Source organism: Rhizobium glycinendophyticum, from assembly GCF_006443685.1.
Lineage (GTDB): Bacteria > Pseudomonadota > Alphaproteobacteria > Rhizobiales > Rhizobiaceae > Allorhizobium > Allorhizobium glycinendophyticum.
Genome location: NZ_VFYP01000001.1, coordinates 2,501,293 through 2,517,016 on the forward strand (window position 1 = coordinate 2,501,293; position 15,724 = coordinate 2,517,016).

Below are 15,724 nucleotides of genomic sequence, written 5' to 3' on the forward strand. Positions count from 1 at the left end.
TACAGCAAGGTGTCCGGATAGACGCAAGTTTCGGTTGCTATTTAGTCCCGATCAATTTGGCAGAAACCTGCCTATAACCCACTGATCGGGCGAAAAAAATGACTTTGGTCCATCGGAAATTGTTAGTGTCCCTCTTGAGGAATCGCATTTGTTCACGTAATGTTCCGGCGAATTTGGAGTTCTCTGATGGCGCGTAATGTTAAAAAAATAGATAAAAAACAACATTTTAAGCCAAAAGTTCTTGATTTGTTCTCAGGGGCTGGCGGAATCTCGTGGGGATTCCATTCTGCGGGTTTCAAGATAATCGGCGGCCTCGATTATTTTGGTGCCTCTATCGAATCCTTCGAGAAGAACATGCCCGAAGCTGTCGGCATGGTTCGAGATTTGCGTAAGCCAGGGTTCGATGACGTTCGTGATGTGATCGGTACGGAGGATATCGATGTCATAGTCGGGGGGCCCTCATGCCAGGGCTTTTCTACAAGTGGCGGTTTAAGTCGCACTTCTGGTAGAGACGAATCCGACCCGAGAAATAGGCTTTTCATTAACTATCTCGACATGGTTGATGAATTCCGCCCCTCTTGGATCGTATTCGAAAACGTGCCGGGCTTGCTTCTGTATAATCAGGGCCGCGTCGCTATCGACATCGTTCGGGCATTCAAGGAGATTGGTTATTCGGTAGCGCCTATGATTCTGCTGGCGGCCGATTTTGGAGTGCCGCAGCTTCGCCGCCGCTTGTTTTTTGTCGGCAACCGTACTGGCGCTGACAATTGTTTTCCTGCTGCGACGCATGGGAATCCGGAACTTTGGAAAAATTACTCTCTGCCTTTCGCACACCTCTCTCGGATCGGCCACGGGGCAAATAGAGAAGTCGCGCCACATGTGAGTTTTGCAGACGCCTGTTCCGATCTTCCACCAATTGAGGAGGGCGAAGAACTCAACGGTGCTCAGTACCTTTGCGATCCTACTACACCCTATCAAGCGTTGATGCGGACACATTCGCAGACGGTTGAGCAACATGCCGCTGCGGACCTTCCTAGCCTAGACAGGCTCGCGGCTACGGTCCTTTTGGAGGGGCAGAACTGGCGAAATATGCCCGCCAATTCTCTCCCTGCCAGATTTAGCCGTATTCGCCCTTATGACGCGACGACGCTGCTCAAGCGTCTTTCGAGCGGACTGCCGTCCTACACGATCACGACAAAATTCAATGAAGCGACCACGGGCGCGTTTATCCATCCCACTCAAGCTAGAACGATCAGCTTGCGCGAAGCGGCGCGTTTGCAGTCGTTCCCGGATCATTTCCTGTTTTCGGGCACTGCGTCTCAAATAAGGCAGCAGATTGGGAATGCTGTACCGCCAATACTCGCACAAGCTATTGCGGAAGCGATCTATCCGAGCGTTGTCCGCGATGTCTTCAAAGAAAATGTCGAATCAACTAGAGATAGTGTTGTCGTCGAGAATAGTTTGACTGAAAGCGACATATTGAAGCTCAAAGCACCTAGAAGGGTTCGTGAGCAGGAAGAAATCACCTACGATCAGGTTTAATTTCTATGCCCTTCGTTTCGATAAAGCATATCGAATTATCTCTAGCATATATGTTCGAGCACACTCATCCGACAACAATGAGCGTGCTCGCATTGGCGAGAGCTGGGGCACCTGTAGGCGACGATCCTTCGCGGGCAATCAAGTTTGGTGCCGGTACAGAGCGCGAGTTGATGGAGGACTATTTTAAACCTGTGGGCGGCAGCCCGGATCGGCCATACTACGTGCCGTTTGGTGACCCACAGGGAAAGACACGATGGCGTGAAAAGACCTATCCGGGCCGCAGTCTCCAACGACAGCGCCAGGATAGGAAGGCGGTTTTCCGGCAACATCCCGATGATAAGACGAAGTGGGCATTTGCGGCTGGAGCCACTGAATGGATTGCGGCTAACGGACCTCATGTGATCGGGGACGTGCCGATCATTATAGCTTATCTTGCGGCTTGGCTTTATCGAGGTCAGCAGATTTCCTCCTGGGAAGAGGCGGTAGAGCAATTTGTCAGAGAGTTCAAACTCGCCGACCTAAGTCTACTTGGGGCAGCGTTTAGCACCGATATCCCTCAAGATTTATCCGAGTTGCCGTTCGACGACGAGAAGATTGACGAAGCGGTCCTGCTTGAGCTTTTGCAGACTAAGGAGCCTGTGAAAACGAACGACGGTTCGGGGTCGGGGGGCGTTCACGACTTGGTTCCGCTCGTCGATCCCGGATTGGTTACCGCTCCGCTCCAGACAAGTGGAAGTTGGAAACTCGACATCGCAGACTTAGAAGACCTAGATGGGTTGCAGGGAGTCTTAGAACCAGCGAGACGTGCAGTGGCAGCTTTAAGGGCGGGTATGCACGTCATCTTCACAGGCCCACCGGGAACAGGAAAAACGTCGCTCGCCCGGGCATTGTTGTCGAAGGCGGATTTCGCTTACGACATAGTGCCTGCAACGGACCAGTGGACAACATTTGATACTATCGGCGGATATTTTCCTCGGCCGCAGACAGACGGCACTGAACGGCTCGATTTTATGCCTGGCAAGATTGTTCAGGCCATCGAGAAAGGCGAGTGTCTAATCGTCGATGAAATAAATCGTGCTGATATCGACAAGGCCTTCGGAGAGCTGTTCACACTACTTACCGGCAATTTTGTGAGCCTGCCTTATCAGAGGCGCTGGGAGCCAGAACCAGGCAAGACAGAGTTTCGGAATATTCGCTTGCAATTCGGCCCCGCAAAAGCCGATGACGCTGACGACGTAATACCAGTACCGATGTGGTGGCGGCTTATTGGTTCGATGAACGACTCAGATAAAGCCAGCCTAAAGAAGCTTTCAATGGCGTTCGTACGCCGTTTCGCTTTCGTCCCAGTGGACCTACCTGACCAAGCCATTTTCGAGAGCCTTATTCGCGCATGGGTTGATAAGACTGAAGCGAAGAATGCGGGGCGAGAGCAAATGGTAGCTATAACGGATGCGCTGGTATCGCTCTTCGCTGATGCGGAAAATGGCTTTGCAAAAATCGGGATGCCTTTGGGTCCATCCTTTGCGAAGAGCGCCATCGAATATGCGGATAGTGAGTTCCATATCGATGCCAGTCGTTCTGCTGAGGATGTGCTATTGTCGGCGTTCGAACTGCATATAATGCCGCAGTTTCAGGGGAGGCCAGATTTGCATGAGGCATGCCGCGAACTGATCGGGCACTTTGTCGGTGGTGAGGATCGCGTTGACGCCCATTTAGCCGTTTGGACTGGCTATATATAAATGTCGCGAGAAGCGTGGCGAGACTTCATCTGCTCCGACGATCACGCTGGTCGGCATCTGTCCAGCATAGGAAGGGGCGTAATTGGGTCCACGCATTCTTCTATAGACCTGCACGCACTACAGGCTTTTCTGGAGAAGCTCAGCGGAGCAAACGCAGATATTAGCCTTCTTGCGACCGTAGTTGATCTATTGACCGGGGGCTATCTACAATTCCTTCGCAATGGTTTTCAAAGACTTCTCTTTGCGCTTTCAAACGAAAGGGTTGCACGCGAGGAGATCGTCGGCCCCGCTTTACGTGGAAACCCAAAATGGGGAGCCACAATGTTGCGCCGCCGTGTCGGTACGCTGTCTCGGGTGCATTACGTAACGCACACTGCTCATAGATCATTTGATTTGCCTGAAAACCAACTTCTTGCATGGTTTGTCAGCGACACTGCTCAGCGGATCAAATCTGTGGAGAAAAAGGTTGGCTTCAGGAACCTCCATCCCGATCTCCAGAGCATTTCTTTGGCTTGTAGAGAGGCGCTGAAGCATGAGTATTTCGCTGATATCCAGATACCGTCCCGTATAACGCATTCACTTATTCTGAGCGGGCAACGCCAAAAGCGACCGGAATATCGCGAAGCAGCAGCTCTCGCTCGGAGGTCGGAATTACTTTTGATGAACGACCCAGCAGCTTGGTGGTATAACGTTATTTCTTTGCTCGCGGTGAACTGGCTGGAGCCGGTCAACAGCGACGATCTTTTCGAACTTTACATCCTGGTGTTGACTATTGACGTGCTTGCAAAGGAATTAGGCTTCGGCGATCCTCTGGAGTATGGCTTGGTAAGTGCAAGGCGTGAACGCATCGCCCATTTCGCTACCGACGAACTGACAATTGATTTATTTTTCGATCAAACGCCAGCCGCGATGCTGAAAATTGCCACGGCTTATGGAAGCATTGTTAGCGACTACAAAGAGCTTAAGGGTGCGGAGCGCCGCCCTGACATCATGCTGAGTATCGAAAAAGACGGTGTAAGCAAGCTTATCCTCATCGAAGTAAAAAAGACCAGCGACGACAAATACGCCAGCGATAGCGTCTATAAAATGTTCGGATACATCCATGACTTCAGTTCATTGAGTGGTCGTGACGTCTCTGGAATACTTATGTTACCAGGAATTGTTACCCAGCCAGCGACTCGTAGCGCCGATACAAAACTGCACATCGCGTCTGGCAATTCACGTGCTGATTTTGCGAACGTGCTTGAAGCAGCGATTAGATTCTAGTGTTCATGTCGGGTGGTGGTGCGTCCGCGCCTGATGTTCATTCCATCTCCGGTCAATCAGCTTGCGTTCGGCGACTGCCCGTTCAGCTAGGACGAAACCTAAACTCGACGATGTCTGTCGTCTGGGTGAATGTTGACATTTTCTGAAACAAGCGTACACAGAAAGCAGCTCGAAAACGTATCCGAAAGCCCTGTAACCGTCTGTATTCGTTTCTAATCTAGGCTTGCGCCGGTATGCCCGCTTCCTCCCTCCGGGCCCACCATTTCTGTCTTCAGACGCTAGTCTCTCAGGCGTCCACTGTCTCCCGCACATCATCCATTAGAAAATGCACCACGACATAGCGCGTCGAATAAGCTCGGCCGCTGTCGGATATGCTTTCGACCGTGCCGCCGTCGGCGGGGTGCCACTGGCTGTAATGCGGATTGTTGACGATCAGCGTGATGGCCTTGCCTGTATGCGCCCCCTGCAGCCGATAGCGGGCCTCGGCGAGCGGCCAGATGCGCTCGTAATCGGCTTGGCTGATGCGGACCTTCAGAGCCTGGCGGTGGATAGCATCGCTATGCGTGCCGTCCTCCCGCTGGCGTGCGGGGCTCTCGATGGTGACTTCCTCCGCCCCGTCGAGAATGAAGCTGAATTCCTCCGGCCACATGCGTCTCATCAAATTGCTCCTCCCCGAGCGGTTTCATGGTGACGCAAGGAGTGTAGCGCGTCTGGCTCGGGAAACAACGCTTCAATGTGTGTTCCACCGTCAAAGCCTGCATGCACGCGCACCCGACGCCCCAGCTCGCGCCGCTCCACCGGGCTCAGAGGGAACAGCATCGGCGGTTGCCGGTTCGATCTGTTCAACGCGTTTGAAGGAGAAATCCCATGCACAGCGAGACAAACCTGCACCGCCCCATAGACAGCGATGGCACCCGCATGATCGGCCCCGGCGCAACCGTTGCCGACGAAACGACCCGCACGGAAATCCGTCGACATTATCCGGCATCGGCCTTTCACGGGCCTCTCTTCGAGGCGCGCGACAGGATCGCGCTTGCCATGGCCACGGTCATGCTGATCGGCCCGCTTGTCGCCCTACCGCTCGGTTTTTAAACGTGAGCCGCAGAAGACACCGGCTGAGGGATCACTCGGTGCAGCCGGTGTCCTTCAGCGCCTGGGCGTGAAAGCGACGCAGCGCCCCGGCAATATCGCTCTTGCTCATGCCGTGACCTGCAGCATCGAGATCCTCGAACAGACGCGCAATCACATCACCATCGCCGGCCTCCGCATGGTCTGCCTCGTGCAGGTCGCTGGCATAGCGCCCAAGGTCTTCCCCCGAAAGCCCGATCAACGATCCGGCCCAATAGGCTGCAAGCAGATTGCGGCGCGCTCGGATACTGCCGAGCGACTCGTCCTCGTGGTGCCGGCGCGGCGAGCGACCCGTCGAATGCTGGCTCGGCAGGGGGCTGTGATGGGGCATGAGTTTAGTTCCTCCTTTTTTCGATATGGCTCAGTTGTCGGCCGATGCGGTGAGATAGGTGGCGATCGCACCGCAGGCCGGGTTCGCCGCGTCCAGAAGTTCGGCGAGGCCGATCTGGCCTGTGGTGACGGAAATCGTGGTTCCGACGGCCCACCAGGCATCCTTGCCTGCCCAGTCGAGCAAGGCTGAACCGGTTGTCTGCAGGCAATCATTCACCTGAGAGACGACGGCAACCGGCGCTTTTGCCTCATCGAGACGGAGGGCCACTTCGGCACCGATCGGATCGACGACGAAAACAGCAAACAGCCAGGAAAAGAAATCGCCGATCATCCGGTCACCTTCGTGTTTGCCTTCGGCTTTCCGTGAGCAAGGAGCGGAAGAACACGCGGGTTGGGATAACCGCGAGGTGACAACGTCTCGCCGGGCGACGCGAATCGTCCAGGGCCGATCAAAAGAGAATCGTGACGGGGCAACTGTCTGGTCCTTGGGCCGGCATGGATGTCGAAACGGTCCGACATCGCAAGAGCGCCGGCGGCTCTTACCAGAGGGGCCCGGACCAGCGGGTTGGAGCCAAGATGGACAATGATCTTGGCACCTTCAAGGCACAGAACCGAAGATACTGGAAAACGCAGTCGATCCAACCGCAGAACGGGTCAGGCCATGGGAGCGGGTCTTGTTGAGCCAGCAGTCCCATGGCCTGGGGGGCGCTACGATCGTACGGCGGACGATCCGACCGGGAGCACCCCCTATCCTCTTCTCGGCCTTTTACCGACCAATCACCGGGCAGCCGCGCACATTGGCGAAGATGATCCGGTCGCGGTAACCGTGACGAACGCCTGCGACGACCACCCGACGGGGCGACACATCGGCGATGAAGGCGCGACGCAGTCCATTCCAGCGCGCCTTCTCAACGGCCTGGTTCGGATGGCACTGTCCACGGCGGTCGGGACGTCCCCAGCCAGGACGATGCCAGTCGGGACGGTGACGATCGTCATAACGCGGGCCGTCCCAGCCGCGGCCGTCGCGCGGACCTTCGATATAAATGCCCCAGCCGAAATCGTCGGCCGATGCCGTCGAGACAAGGCCGGTCGTCGCCATGATCGAGACCAGGGCGGCCATTCCAAGTTTGCGAAGCATGCCAGTCATTGCGTGTCTCCTCTCAAAGACCCCGGGCGTTTCGCCCGTCTTGTGTGTCGCGCCCGCTCTTGCAAGCGATTGAGAGGAGATTAACGCCCGGCGGCTGAACGCAGTCCGAAGTTGCCATTCAGCCGCCGTTCAGGTGCTGCGCCAGGCGATCGGATGGACCGGAGTTAAAGGGATAGTATCACCTCGCGCCGGTGTGGACGGTCTCTATGCTCGACCAGATATATGCCCTGCCAGGTGCCGAGCAGCAGCCGTCCCCCTGCATAGGGAATGCCAAGTGATACGGGCAACAGGGCGGCCCTGATATGGGCCGGCATATCGTCGGGCCCTTCGTCCCGGTGGATGATGTAGCTCATCGAAGGATCTGTTGCGGGTGGCACAAGGCGTCGAAAGAAAGCTTGGAGATCGACCTTCACGGACGGATCTGCATTCTCCTGAATCAGCAGCGAACAGGAGGTATGGCGCACAAAGACCGTCAGCACCCCGTCTTCCCCAGGCGCCTGACGGACAAGATCCTCAGCCTGTTCGGTGAATTCGTACAGCCCAGGCCCGCAGGTGTCGATCGTGATGCGTCGCTGTGCCATGTCTCGATCCTCGTCCGACGGCTGTTGCATGATGCCCTCAAAATCGGGCGGAGTACCAGGAGGCCCCTAGCGGGCTTCCCAGGCAGTCTGTAGTGTCGCGTCCGACCCACTGCAAGACGCCAGTCCCCATGCGATAAAGGATGCCACGATGAGCCTGATCGACACCATCGACAAACAGGAAGCCCATCTTGTTTTCAAGGCTTTCGATGAACTTGCCGCTCTCGATCTCGGCCAGCGGCTCGTCACGCTTGCGCTGTCGCAGAAAGCCCCTGTCGTCATCGACATCCGCACGCCGGACCGCACGCTGTTCCATGCCGCCCTGCCCGGCGCCTCGCCGGACAACGACCACTGGGCCCGTCGCAAGAGCAATGTGGCACTGCGTTTCCACAAGGCGTCTCTGCGGGTTGGCGAAACCAACAGGCTTCGCGACCGCGGGGTGACGCCGGACCTGGGGCTCGACCCGCTCGACTATGCCGATCACGGAGGCAGCTTCCCGATCCGTGTCGCCGGCACCGGCGTCGTTGCGGCGGTCACGGTGTCTGGCCTGAAATCCCAGGAGGATCACGACATGATCATCGCCGTGCTTGAAGATATGCTCGGCAAGGCCTGAGCGAAACCCCGTCGGCCCTTATGGCTGGACAGCACAGAACAGGCTGAGGCGGCTGAACAGATCCGCCTCCCGTTCCAGCACCATGACAGCCGGGAGCGCATAAGGTCCCGCTTCGCCGTCGGCTGCGGTGTCCACGCCCCGCCGGTTCTGGCCATTCAGCGTGCATTCGACCGCGACACGAAATCCCGCTTCGTCCACCATAACCACGCCATCGGTGAGGGTCATTTCATGGCGCAACACATAGGCGGAAAGCGTATCGCGAAACGAAGCCCGGCCTATGACCCGGATGCCGTCCGGCAGGTCCAGGATCGCGTCCTCGTCGAAACACGTTATCAGACCCGGAAAATCATGGTGGTTCAAAGCATCAATGACGGCAAGCGCCTGATCTTTCACGGACATCGGCCTCTCCTCTTGTCCCGATGAAAGATAGGCCTCGATATCTGCCTGACAAGAGAGAACCAGGAGAGCGGCGGCAGGATCCGCTTTGGCTTAGGGTATCGGCCTCAAGGCACGTCGCGCCGCCTCCACCACCGCCTGCGTCACCGGCTGCATCAGCCGGAGAACCGAGCGGCTGACATGCCAGTAGAGCGGCACGTCGAGCGGGCAGTCGGCCTTCAGCACCCTCAACCGTCTTTCGGCGAGAGCTGGTGCTGCGAGAGCCTCGGGGTTCATGCCCCAGCCGAGGCCGGCTGCGGCTGCATCGACAAACGCCTGGCTGGAGGGTAGCCAGTGCGACGGACCGGCGAGGGACGTGCCAAACGCCTGCTCGGCCCAGCGGCTCTGCAGCCGATCCTTGGCGTTGAAAGTCAGCATCGGCGCCCGCTGCAGACCCGCCGGCGTCACCCCCTCTTCTCCGAACCAGCGCCGGCAGAAGTCTGGGCTGGCGGTCGCCAGATAACGCAAGGCCCCAAGCGGCAGACAATCGCATCCCTGGACGGGCCGCGAGGCACTGCTGATCGCCGCCCGCACCTCACCGCGTTTCAGCCAATCGGCGCTGTGATCCTGATCATCGACAACGAGATCAAACAAAAACTCGCCGGCCGCCAGGGCCGGCAGGAACCAGGTCGCCAGACTGTCGGCATTCACAGCAATCCGAACGGCTGGCCAAGCACGCGCATCCGCACCAGTCGTGCCCGATGCAAGAGCACCCGGTTCACGACCTATGCCAAGATCGGTGCGCAACTCCTGTTCGAGCAACCGCAGCTCTTCGGCATGACGAAAGACGCGCGCTCCAGCCTCGGTTGCCCGACACGGCTGTGAGCGAATTATAAGAGGTGTACCGACCTGCTCTTCCAGCAGCCGAATGCGCTGGGAGACCGCCGATTGTGTCAGTCCCAGCAAGCGCGCCGCCCGCTCGAAGCTCCCATTGCGCAAAATGGCAGAGAGGGCTGCCAATTGGGTCGGATCAAACATCGATGGCTCTAATGTGAGATTAAAAGATTGAATTTCTCTAATGCCCGAGAGCGCAGTAGTCAAAGCCGTACCACCAGAGACCATGAAGATGCTTCCAGCCCTGACCGCCGGCTTCCTGCTTGGCCTGAGCCTGATCGTCGCGATCGGCGCGCAGAATGCCTTCATCCTGCGCCAGGGCTTGCGGCGTGAACATGTCCTGCCGCTTGTACTGACCTGCGCTGTGTCCGACGCGTTGCTCATCGTGCTCGGCGTCGGTGGCTTTGCCACCGTGCTGGCCAACGTCGTCTGGCTCGAACCTCTGATGCGTTATGCCGGCGCCGCCTTCCTGCTGGTCTATGCCTTCAGAAGCCTGAGGAGTGCGCTCACCGGCGGCAATGCCCTAACGGCAGACGCGGGCAGCGGAAGCAGTCTCAAAGCCGCGCTCCTGACCTGCCTCGCGCTCACCTGGCTGAACCCGCACGTCTATCTCGACACGGTCGTTTTGCTGGGATCGATCTCCACCCGCTATCCCGGACAGGAGGCTGCATTCGCGTTTGGCGCGATGGCGGCGTCCTTCCTCTTTTTTTTCAGCCTCGGGTATGGCGCCCGGCTGCTGGCACCGCTGTTTGCCAAGCCCGTCGCCTGGAGACTGCTCGACGCCGTGATTGCGCTGGTGATGACGTCGATCGGTATAAGCCTGCTATGTTGAGGCCTAAATGCCGTTGCTCCACTGCAACGCTAGAAATCCAAAAAGCCGCGGGCGCGCCATTCCGACTTGGGGACAGGCTTACCCACCGAAAGCGAGAATTTCAGCACTTGGGTCACATCATCGTCAACCTCACACCGCACGCCGATGTTGATCCAGTCTCCACCGATATCGCGAAATGCCGTGAGTGGTGCCTCAACGACATTCCCTTGCTTCAGAGGCAAAACCGGCAGCGCGAACGGGGTGAACGAGGGCTTACCCCTTCGCAGTTGCTGGCTCAACTCCGTACCACACAAAATGAAGCCACGCTCTTGGCGGTTGAGCCCGGCCATCCCCGTCGCGGCGGCCTCGTCGCCGGAAATCGCGTGGGAGAACAGCTTCTTCACCGTGCGCGGAACGAGCGCGGCCTCCTTGATCGGCTTTTCCTTCGCCTCCGCCGCAGCCTTCGCCTCGGCCGCCTTTTTCTCTTCCGCCGTCGGCTGGGGTGCGGCGGGCGGCGCAGCTTCGGCCCCTTCGCCTTCGGCGGCCTCGGCGGCCGCGTCCGGCATCGGCGCCTCCTCGGGCAAAGTGGCCTCGGGCAGATCGATGTCCGGCTGCGGCGTGGCGGCGGCCACGTCTTGCTCCGCCTCCTCCAACTCTGCGGCCGTCTCAGGGGTCAAGTCCGCTTCCGCCTCGGTCCCCTTCGAGATCTCCGGCCCGGAATCCTTCTCGGCAAACTTCACCACCGGCCGCAGGACCGGGATGGGCGCCTGACCGGCATCCGGCAGCTTGGGTTGCTCTTCGGCCTGCGGGGCGGCTGGCGGCGGCTCTGGAGGTGGCGGAGGCTCGGCCTCCGGCTTTTCCGGCTCCGGTGCAGGCGGTGGCTCTGGCGCCTTCGGCTCCTCGGCCGCGGGTTCCTCGGGTTTGGCCGCCTCGGCAGGCGGCTCTTCTGCCGCCGGCTCCGGCGGCGCAACCAGGCTCACCTCGACCACCTGCTCTTCGGCCTGAGGCTCCGGCTGAAAAATGAGGGACAGCAGCAAAACGCCCGCCACGACCGCATGCAGCAGCAGCGAGATGGTAAGCCCGCTAACCGGGCGCCACCAGCGTTTCACACTCTCATCAACCATTGACAGATCCATACCGAGGATTGCGGCGAAAAGGGAGGCGCTATGTGATCACATGCGCCTCTTTCGCCGCAATGGCTCTCCGGGACTTTGGCGGAACGCCACTTCATGTTAGTATGACCAGAATTCTAGTCAGGAGGCGCTACCATGACGACTGTCAATATCGTAACCGCCAAGGCCCATCTCAGCGAGTTGGTAGGAAAAGCCGAGAATGGCGAAATCATCGAGATCGAGCGACACGGCAAGCCCGTAGCCCGCCTTGTCGCCGCTGAAGCGCCGAGGGAGCCGTTCGATTTCAACTGGTTGGAAGACGTGGCCCGAAGCATGCCGACGACTGAACCAGACGGCGTTCGTCGTCTGCGGGACGAAGATCGCTATTGATGGTTTATCTCGACACGTCCGTCATCGTGGCACTTCTGACCAACGAACCGGCCGCTGGCCGTGTCACCGACTGGCTGAAGACGAAGCCAGTAGGCACGCTGTATATCTCGGGCTGGGTCATCACGGAATTCTCATCCGCCCTGGCGCAGAAAGTCCGCACCGGACAGATCAACCTCCAGCAGCGCGAAACGGCGCTGACAGCCTTCAACCGGCTCGTTTCGCGCTCCCTGATCACTCTCCCTGTGGGAAATGCCGACTACGCGGCTGCGGCACGCTTTTGCGATAGGTTTGAACTGGGCCTGCGCGCCGCCGACAGCCTCCATCTCGTCGTCGCCCTCACTGCCGGCCTGCCCATGGCGACCCTCGACGTTATCCTTGCAAGGGCATGCAAAGCCGTCGGCCTGCCCGTTGAAACGCCATGACGCGAAATGCGATCGGCCTTTCGCGATCTCCCCATCTTGTGCCCGTGAATGCCGGGTCGCGCCGCAAGTATTGCAGATAATGCAAATTGACCTTATCTTGGAGATGAGGAGAAATGATGATGGCCGAATTGAGCATAACGTCACGCGGACAGGTCACCTTTCGTAAGGAAGTCCTTCAGCATCTCGGCCTGAAGCCGGGAGACAAGATTGAAATCGATCTTTTGCCGGATGGCCGGGCAACACTCTCCGCTGCGCGGCCGAAGGGCACATTCCATGATGTGGCTGGCGTTTTACAGGGGCGGACCAACGATCGCGTCCTCTCCCTCGACGAGCTCGACCAAGCTATTTCCGAGGCAGGCGCTCGTGCGGGACTGGGTGACGACGCGTGAAAATCACGGCGGACACCAATGTGCTTCTTCGGGCCGTCGTGGGCGATGACCCGATCCAGGCCAAGGCAGCCGTCGAAGCGCTCGCCGAGGCGGAATTGGTGGCGATAACCCTACAGGCGCTGTGCGAACTTGTATGGGTCCTTGATCGTCACTACGGCGTCGCACGGAATGACATCGCAGCTGTCATCGAACGTCTTCTGAATACGAGGAATGTCGTCGTCGATCGTGTCGCTGTGCAGGCGGGCCTGGCGTTGTTGAATGCAGGCGGCGATTTCGCCGACGGCGTTATCGCCTTTACCGGGCGTATGATGGGCGCCGAACATTTCGTCTCTTTTGATCGCAAGGCTATCAGATTGCTGAATGCGACCGGCGAAGGGGCCGTGCTTCTTCCCTGATTGTCGACAGCCCTTCCTTCGTCCATCTCGTAGTCCAGCCGGCATCAAGTAGAAAAGCCGGAGCGTCTCCGCCCCGGCCCTCAATCTCTTCGTCCTTGCGAAAGCCTCAGCTATCGAGGAACGACCGCAGCTTCCTCGAACGGCTCGGATGCTTCAGCTTCCTGAGAGCTTTCGCCTCGATCTGACGGATACGTTCGCGGGTAACCGAGAACTGCTGGCCGACTTCTTCGAGCGTATGGTCGGTGTTCATGCCGATGCCGAAGCGCATGCGCAGAACGCGCTCTTCGCGCGGTGTCAGCGAGGCGAGAACACGGGTCGTCGTTTCGCGCAGGTTCGCCTGGATGGCGGCGTCGATCGGAAGAAGCGCGTTCTTGTCCTCGATGAAATCGCCGAGATGCGAATCTTCTTCGTCACCCACGGGGGTTTCGAGCGAGATAGGTTCCTTGGCGATCTTGAGGACCTTACGGACCTTTTCGAGCGGCATAGCGAGCTTTTCAGCCAATTCTTCCGGCGTCGGCTCGCGGCCGATTTCGTGCAGCATCTGGCGCGATGTTCGGACGATCTTGTTGATCGTCTCGATCATGTGCACCGGAATACGGATCGTGCGGGCCTGGTCGGCGATCGAGCGGGTGATCGCCTGACGGATCCACCAGGTCGCATAGGTCGAGAACTTGTAGCCGCGGCGATACTCGAACTTGTCGACCGCCTTCATCAGGCCGATATTGCCTTCCTGGATGAGATCGAGGAACTGCAGCCCGCGGTTCGTGTACTTCTTCGCGATCGAGATGACGAGACGCAGGTTCGCCTCGACCATTTCCTTCTTGGCGATACGCGCTTCGCGCTCGCCCTTCTGGACCATGGAAACGATACGGCGGAATTCGGCGATCGAGATACCGGTTTCGGTGGCGAGATTCTGGATCTCGCCACGGATGTCGCGGATCGTCGCGTTTTCTTCCTTGGCAAATTCTTTCCAGCCGCGACCGGAGAGATTGGCGATCGACTTCATCCAGTTCGGATCGAGTTCGGCGCCCTGATACTGCTCAAGGAAGGCCTCGCGCTTGACGCCATAGCTTTCGGCGAGACGCAGCAGGCGGCCCTCGTTCTGCATCAGACGCTTGGAAATGTCGTAGAGCTGCTCGACAAGGCTGTCGATGCGGTTCTGATTCAGCGACAGCGACTTGACGGCCGTGATCAGCTGATCCTTCAGCTCCTTGTAACGACGCTCCTGACCGGACGACAGTGTGCCGGCACAGGCAAGACGTGCCTCCACCTGCTGGTCCTGCAGCTTGCGCAGCTTCTTGTAGGTGTCGGCGATGAGGTCGAGGGTTTCCATGACCTGCGGGCGCAGTTCGGATTCCATCGCGGCGAGAGACAGATTGCTCTCGTCCTCGTCTTCTTCCTCCTCTTCCGGCGGCATGCCCTCCCCGCCCATGGCGGTGATGTCGTCGTCGTCACCAGAGGCAGCCTGCGGACGGCGCTTGGCGCGCTCCTTTTCCTTCTCCTCGGCCGCCTTACGGTCGGCTTCGATCTTTTCAGGGCTCTGGAACTGCGGCGCGGCCTTGGCTTCCGGGCCGGAATAGGTGGTTTCGAGATCGATGATCTCGCGCAGAAGCGTCGTGCCTTCGTTGAGCTCGTCACGCCAGATGATCAGCGCCTGGAAGGTCAGCGGACTCTCACAGAGGCCGGAGATCATCGTCTCGCGGCCGGCCTCGATGCGCTTGGCAATCGCGATTTCGCCCTCGCGGGACAGAAGCTCGACGGAACCCATTTCGCGCAGATACATGCGCACCGGGTCGTCGGTACGATCCGTCGGCTCTTTCTTCTTGGCGGTCGCGACGGCCGTGCCGGCCGAAGGGGCAAGCTCGCCACCTTCGCTGTCACCATCCTCGTCGTCGCTATCTTCGGCAGCCGCCGGCTCGTCGGCGTCTTCGTCCTCGATGACGTTGATGCCCATGTCGGAAAGCATGGCCATCGTGTCCTCGATCTGCTCGGAGGTCACTTCCTCCGAGGGCAGAACCGAATTCAACTCGTCCATGGTCACATAGCCGCGCTTCTTCGCGGCCTTAATCATTTTCTTGACCGCGTCATCGGAAAGATCGAGAAGCGGACCGTCCGTCGCGCCGTCGCGTTCGCCGTCGGCTTCTTCGTTTTCTTTGACTTTCGATGCCATTTATCTCGTCGCTTTCCCTGACGTCTGATCATGCTGCGAACTGCCGGACGGATGGGAGAGCCGACCACTCACCCGGGCATATCGCTTGTCACTGACCTAACGGAGTGTTGCTTAATTCCTGATTAACTATGGGCATTGCGGTCGCAGCGCCGAACCTTCGATTGTCTGCATGACCTGTCATCATACCAGAGACCCGTCAGAACCCACGTCACCCTTGTGTGCTTGAATTGGTGATTCCCACAATTTTTCCTGGCGTCAAGCTCTTCTGCAGCAGATACGCGGAAAATCAACAAAACAAGCCGTTCAACGGCGTCTTTATCACCGATCTTCGCACATGTAGGACATGCGCCCCTGGAAACAAGAGGGTCGGCACGGCGGGAACAGGAGATTCGGCACGACACCGAGTGCCGCCGCCCTCGTCCT

At 58.5% G+C, this 15,724-nt stretch carries 19 protein-coding genes; 10 read left to right on the forward strand and 9 right to left on the reverse strand.

The window, feature by feature from the left end:
* Window positions 1–186 precede the first annotated feature (186 nt).
* From FJQ55_RS12195 to FJQ55_RS12205, 3 genes are read left to right on the forward strand one after another with little or no spacing between them, the layout of a single operon-like run.
* Window positions 187–1,542, forward strand: coding sequence for a DNA cytosine methyltransferase (locus tag FJQ55_RS12195; protein ID WP_161596978.1), 1,356 nt, complete (start codon window positions 187–189; stop codon window positions 1,540–1,542).
* A 5-nt stretch (window positions 1,543–1,547) separates the two neighbouring features.
* The gene (locus FJQ55_RS12200) at window positions 1,548–3,281 is read left to right on the forward strand and encodes an AAA family ATPase (RefSeq protein WP_140828248.1); all 1,734 of its coding nucleotides are present in this window, start codon (window positions 1,548–1,550) and stop codon (window positions 3,279–3,281) included.
* Window positions 3,282–4,547, forward strand: coding sequence for a hypothetical protein (locus FJQ55_RS12205; RefSeq protein WP_140828249.1), 1,266 nt, complete (start codon window positions 3,282–3,284; stop codon window positions 4,545–4,547).
* A gap of 286 nt (window positions 4,548–4,833) precedes the next feature.
* On the opposite strand, the gene FJQ55_RS12210 is transcribed toward FJQ55_RS12205, so the two are convergent.
* Entirely contained in the window at window positions 4,834–5,196 is a 363-nt protein-coding gene (locus FJQ55_RS12210) for a hypothetical protein (RefSeq protein ID WP_208758210.1), read from the reverse strand.
* Between the two features lie 218 nt (window positions 5,197–5,414).
* On the opposite strand from FJQ55_RS12210, the gene FJQ55_RS12215 reads away from it, so the two are divergent.
* Window positions 5,415–5,639, forward strand: a complete 225-nt coding sequence (locus FJQ55_RS12215) for a hypothetical protein (RefSeq protein ID WP_140828252.1) — start codon at window positions 5,415–5,417, stop codon at window positions 5,637–5,639.
* 31 nt (window positions 5,640–5,670) lie between these two features.
* Here the strand turns inward: FJQ55_RS12215 and FJQ55_RS12220 are convergent, their stop codons facing one another.
* The 4 genes from FJQ55_RS12220 to FJQ55_RS12235 all read right to left on the reverse strand — a co-directional run bounded on the left by FJQ55_RS12220 (window position 5,671) and on the right by FJQ55_RS12235 (window position 7,733).
* Window positions 5,671–6,006, reverse strand: coding sequence for an ATPase inhibitor subunit zeta (locus FJQ55_RS12220; RefSeq protein WP_140828254.1), 336 nt, complete (start codon window positions 6,004–6,006; stop codon window positions 5,671–5,673).
* 30 nt (window positions 6,007–6,036) lie between these two features.
* Window positions 6,037–6,336, reverse strand: coding sequence for a hypothetical protein (locus FJQ55_RS12225; RefSeq protein ID WP_140828255.1), 300 nt, complete (start codon window positions 6,334–6,336; stop codon window positions 6,037–6,039).
* A gap of 435 nt (window positions 6,337–6,771) precedes the next feature.
* Window positions 6,772–7,143, reverse strand: a complete 372-nt coding sequence (locus tag FJQ55_RS12230; protein ID WP_167507734.1) for a hypothetical protein — start codon at window positions 7,141–7,143, stop codon at window positions 6,772–6,774.
* 173 nt (window positions 7,144–7,316) lie between these two features.
* Window positions 7,317–7,733 carry a secondary thiamine-phosphate synthase enzyme YjbQ gene (locus tag FJQ55_RS12235; protein WP_140828257.1) on the reverse strand — a complete coding sequence of 139 codons (417 nt, stop codon included), beginning with the start codon at window positions 7,731–7,733 and terminating at the stop codon, window positions 7,317–7,319.
* A gap of 148 nt (window positions 7,734–7,881) precedes the next feature.
* Here FJQ55_RS12235 and FJQ55_RS12240 point away from each other — a divergent pair, with 148 nt between their 5' ends.
* The gene (locus FJQ55_RS12240) at window positions 7,882–8,343 is read left to right on the forward strand and encodes a heme-degrading domain-containing protein (protein ID WP_140828258.1); all 462 of its coding nucleotides are present in this window, start codon (window positions 7,882–7,884) and stop codon (window positions 8,341–8,343) included.
* An 18-nt stretch (window positions 8,344–8,361) separates the two neighbouring features.
* On the opposite strand, the gene FJQ55_RS12245 is transcribed toward FJQ55_RS12240, so the two are convergent.
* Window positions 8,362–8,742 (reverse strand): YybH family protein, encoded by a 381-nt coding sequence (locus tag FJQ55_RS12245; RefSeq protein ID WP_140828260.1) that lies wholly within the window; start codon window positions 8,740–8,742, stop codon window positions 8,362–8,364.
* Between the two features lie 90 nt (window positions 8,743–8,832).
* The gene (locus FJQ55_RS12250; protein WP_140828261.1) at window positions 8,833–9,756 is read right to left on the reverse strand and encodes a LysR family transcriptional regulator ArgP; all 924 of its coding nucleotides are present in this window, start codon (window positions 9,754–9,756) and stop codon (window positions 8,833–8,835) included.
* Between the two features lie 88 nt (window positions 9,757–9,844).
* Here FJQ55_RS12250 and FJQ55_RS12255 point away from each other — a divergent pair, with 88 nt between their 5' ends.
* A complete protein-coding gene (locus FJQ55_RS12255; protein ID WP_140829266.1) occupies window positions 9,845–10,444 on the forward strand; it encodes a LysE/ArgO family amino acid transporter in 600 nt (199 codons plus the stop codon).
* Between the two features lie 29 nt (window positions 10,445–10,473).
* Here FJQ55_RS12255 and FJQ55_RS12260 read toward each other — a convergent pair whose 3' ends face one another.
* Window positions 10,474–11,532 carry a DUF930 domain-containing protein gene (locus tag FJQ55_RS12260; RefSeq protein WP_140828262.1) on the reverse strand — a complete coding sequence of 353 codons (1,059 nt, stop codon included), beginning with the start codon at window positions 11,530–11,532 and terminating at the stop codon, window positions 10,474–10,476.
* Window positions 11,533–11,691: 159 nt separating this feature from the next.
* Between FJQ55_RS12260 and FJQ55_RS12265 the strand changes: the two genes are divergently transcribed.
* From FJQ55_RS12265 to FJQ55_RS12280, 4 genes are all read left to right on the forward strand, one after another.
* Window positions 11,692–11,925, forward strand: a complete 234-nt coding sequence (locus FJQ55_RS12265; RefSeq protein ID WP_140828263.1) for a type II toxin-antitoxin system Phd/YefM family antitoxin — start codon at window positions 11,692–11,694, stop codon at window positions 11,923–11,925.
* The gene (locus tag FJQ55_RS12270; RefSeq protein ID WP_140828264.1) at window positions 11,925–12,347 is read left to right on the forward strand and encodes a type II toxin-antitoxin system VapC family toxin; all 423 of its coding nucleotides are present in this window, start codon (window positions 11,925–11,927) and stop codon (window positions 12,345–12,347) included. Before FJQ55_RS12265 ends, FJQ55_RS12270 begins: the two co-directional genes overlap by 1 nt.
* A 113-nt stretch (window positions 12,348–12,460) precedes the next feature.
* Window positions 12,461–12,736, forward strand: coding sequence for an AbrB/MazE/SpoVT family DNA-binding domain-containing protein (locus FJQ55_RS12275; protein WP_246085087.1), 276 nt, complete (start codon window positions 12,461–12,463; stop codon window positions 12,734–12,736).
* Window positions 12,733–13,131 carry a type II toxin-antitoxin system VapC family toxin gene (locus tag FJQ55_RS12280; RefSeq protein ID WP_140828266.1) on the forward strand — a complete coding sequence of 133 codons (399 nt, stop codon included), beginning with the start codon at window positions 12,733–12,735 and terminating at the stop codon, window positions 13,129–13,131. Before FJQ55_RS12275 ends, FJQ55_RS12280 begins: the two co-directional genes overlap by 4 nt.
* Window positions 13,132–13,237: 106 nt before the next feature.
* Here FJQ55_RS12280 and rpoD read toward each other — a convergent pair whose 3' ends face one another.
* Window positions 13,238–15,301 (reverse strand): RNA polymerase sigma factor RpoD, encoded by a 2,064-nt coding sequence (rpoD, locus tag FJQ55_RS12285; RefSeq protein WP_140828267.1) that lies wholly within the window; start codon window positions 15,299–15,301, stop codon window positions 13,238–13,240.
* Window positions 15,302–15,724: the final 423 nt, after the last annotated feature.

Bases quoted from the DNA above. Each gene is read 5' to 3' on its own strand.
- FJQ55_RS12200 (WP_140828248.1), top strand. From the start codon at position 1,548: ATGCCCTTCGTTTCGATAAAGCATATCGAATTATCTCTAGCATATATG.
- FJQ55_RS12245 (WP_140828260.1), bottom strand. From the start codon at position 8,742: ATGTCCGTGAAAGATCAGGCGCTTGCCGTCATTGATGCTTTGAACCAC.
- FJQ55_RS12255 (WP_140829266.1), top strand. From the start codon at position 9,845: ATGCTTCCAGCCCTGACCGCCGGCTTCCTGCTTGGCCTGAGCCTGATC.
- FJQ55_RS12215 (WP_140828252.1), top strand. From the start codon at position 5,415: ATGCACAGCGAGACAAACCTGCACCGCCCCATAGACAGCGATGGCACC.
- FJQ55_RS12195 (WP_161596978.1), top strand. From the start codon at position 187: ATGGCGCGTAATGTTAAAAAAATAGATAAAAAACAACATTTTAAGCCA.
- FJQ55_RS12210 (WP_208758210.1), bottom strand. From the start codon at position 5,196: ATGTGGCCGGAGGAATTCAGCTTCATTCTCGACGGGGCGGAGGAAGTC.
- FJQ55_RS12225 (WP_140828255.1), bottom strand. From the start codon at position 6,336: ATGATCGGCGATTTCTTTTCCTGGCTGTTTGCTGTTTTCGTCGTCGAT.
- FJQ55_RS12275 (WP_246085087.1), top strand. From the start codon at position 12,461: ATGATGATGGCCGAATTGAGCATAACGTCACGCGGACAGGTCACCTTT.
- rpoD (WP_140828267.1), bottom strand. From the start codon at position 15,301: ATGGCATCGAAAGTCAAAGAAAACGAAGAAGCCGACGGCGAACGCGAC.
- FJQ55_RS12220 (WP_140828254.1), bottom strand. From the start codon at position 6,006: ATGCCCCATCACAGCCCCCTGCCGAGCCAGCATTCGACGGGTCGCTCG.
- FJQ55_RS12240 (WP_140828258.1), top strand. From the start codon at position 7,882: ATGAGCCTGATCGACACCATCGACAAACAGGAAGCCCATCTTGTTTTC.
- FJQ55_RS12235 (WP_140828257.1), bottom strand. From the start codon at position 7,733: ATGGCACAGCGACGCATCACGATCGACACCTGCGGGCCTGGGCTGTAC.
- FJQ55_RS12250 (WP_140828261.1), bottom strand. From the start codon at position 9,756: ATGTTTGATCCGACCCAATTGGCAGCCCTCTCTGCCATTTTGCGCAAT.
- FJQ55_RS12270 (WP_140828264.1), top strand. From the start codon at position 11,925: ATGGTTTATCTCGACACGTCCGTCATCGTGGCACTTCTGACCAACGAA.
- FJQ55_RS12205 (WP_140828249.1), top strand. From the start codon at position 3,282: ATGTCGCGAGAAGCGTGGCGAGACTTCATCTGCTCCGACGATCACGCT.
- FJQ55_RS12265 (WP_140828263.1), top strand. From the start codon at position 11,692: ATGACGACTGTCAATATCGTAACCGCCAAGGCCCATCTCAGCGAGTTG.
- FJQ55_RS12230 (WP_167507734.1), bottom strand. From the start codon at position 7,143: ATGCTTCGCAAACTTGGAATGGCCGCCCTGGTCTCGATCATGGCGACG.